Source organism: Massilia sp. P2_C2 (assembly GCF_056404615.1).
This window is the reverse complement of the sequence record NZ_JBFUDR010000592.1, coordinates 1-1455: the sequence shown is the minus strand read 5'-3', so window position 1 is coordinate 1455 and position 1455 is coordinate 1. Positions and strand designations below refer to the sequence as shown.

The 1455-nt window shown below is 64.6% G+C and carries 2 protein-coding genes; one reads left to right on the top strand and one right to left on the bottom strand.

Annotation, left to right across the window (positions count from 1 at the left end; translation table 11 throughout):
* Positions 1-911: hypothetical protein (locus tag AC1DYX_RS31110; RefSeq protein ID WP_477266083.1), on the bottom strand; the 911-nt coding region annotated here is incomplete at its 3' end.
* Between the two features lie 328 nt (positions 912-1239).
* On the opposite strand from AC1DYX_RS31110, the gene AC1DYX_RS31105 reads away from it, so the two are divergent.
* Positions 1240-1455 (top strand): carboxylesterase family protein (locus tag AC1DYX_RS31105; protein ID WP_477266081.1); only part of this gene is annotated, 216 nt, incomplete at its 3' end.

Here is a 1455-nt window from a genome sequence, read left to right as displayed (position 1 = left end):
GTGGACCAGGACACGGCCCTGAACGGTCCCGAAGGCTGGCTCAGGAGACCGGCGAAGCACAACTGCACGCTCACCGCCGCGGCCGGCACATAACCCAGGTTCACGTGCCGCTTGCGCCGCTGATCCTGCGGCAGGGAATCGGCCACGTGCCGGAGCAGGTCGGCACCGTCGAACCAGACGTTGTAGGTCTTGCCTTCGTATTCGTAGACGACATGGCGGATGGGCAGGAGGGCGTGGGTCGCCGTCCGCTCGGTGATCCGGGCATTCCAGTGCCAGTCGCTCTGGCTGGAACCTTGTCCGTGGGCCTTGACGCTGCGCTCGATGTGCGCGTTCACCTTCGGCTGCGCGCGCCGTGCGTACACGTCGCTCTCGCCCAAGGGCGCCTCGACATGGAGGCCGCTCGTGAGCGACGGGTGGTAAGCCTGCGTCCTGCCGAAGACGGCGCCGGATTCGACCAGCTCGACCGCCTTGCTCGCCAGGCGCCCGCCGGCGTAGGCGGTCACGGTGAAGTCCCCGGCATCGGTGCCGTGCGCGGGATGCCAGTCGGTGACGACGAGCTTGCGGGTCACGGCCGCTCTTTGCGTTTCGCCGGCTCTGGTCCGGGTCTGGTAGTCGGTATGGTATTCGGCGCGGTTGTAGCCGAATGAGGCTGTCCAGGTCGCTTCGTAGCTGCCTTCGAAGACGTAGACCGGCACGAAATAGGCGTCGCGCCGGGTGATGACGGCCCGGTCGAGCAGGTCGTCGGGCGTATCGGCGCCGCTGGCCAGCAGCTTGTCGACGGCGAGGTCGGCCTCGCGTTCGCTCATGCTGAGCGGCACGATCAGCCGTGGGCCACCGTGCGCGTGGTTCGCTTCCTGCCCGTCCGGCGTGATCGTCTCCCGTCCCTCACCTGCCTGGTCGATGGTGGCCACAGTATTCCTTTCTGAGTCTCAGGAAGAATTGTAGCGCTGAATTGTTGCATTATTGAAACCTATTTTTGCCACTTGCCGCGGCAATGCCCGCTCCGTGCATTAACGTACGGACGCCCGCGCCCGCCTCCAGCATCCTGACCCCGTGATTAATTGCTGACGAAAGGAGTACGATCATGGGCAAATATTTCCTGGCCTGGATCCTGGGCGTGCCGGCAATCGTGCTGGTCATCCTGTACCTGTTCTTCCACTGAATGAGCCGGCATTGATAGTTTTCCCATGTGCAAACAGCTGGGTAAAATAGCTGTTCGATAACTCTACCGGAGAGCACATGGGGATGGGTATACGGGCCACGGCCCTCATTGCGGGATGTCTGCTGGCCTGCACGGCGCAGGCGGCACAGGTGACGGACCCGGTGAAGGTCACGGGTGGTCAGATCGTCGGCACGTCGGCCGACCACGTGAACACGTTTCTTGGCGTCCCGTTCGCCGCGCCGCCGGTCGGCAAGCTGCGCTGGCGTGCGCCGCAGCCCGTCGTGCCCTGGCAG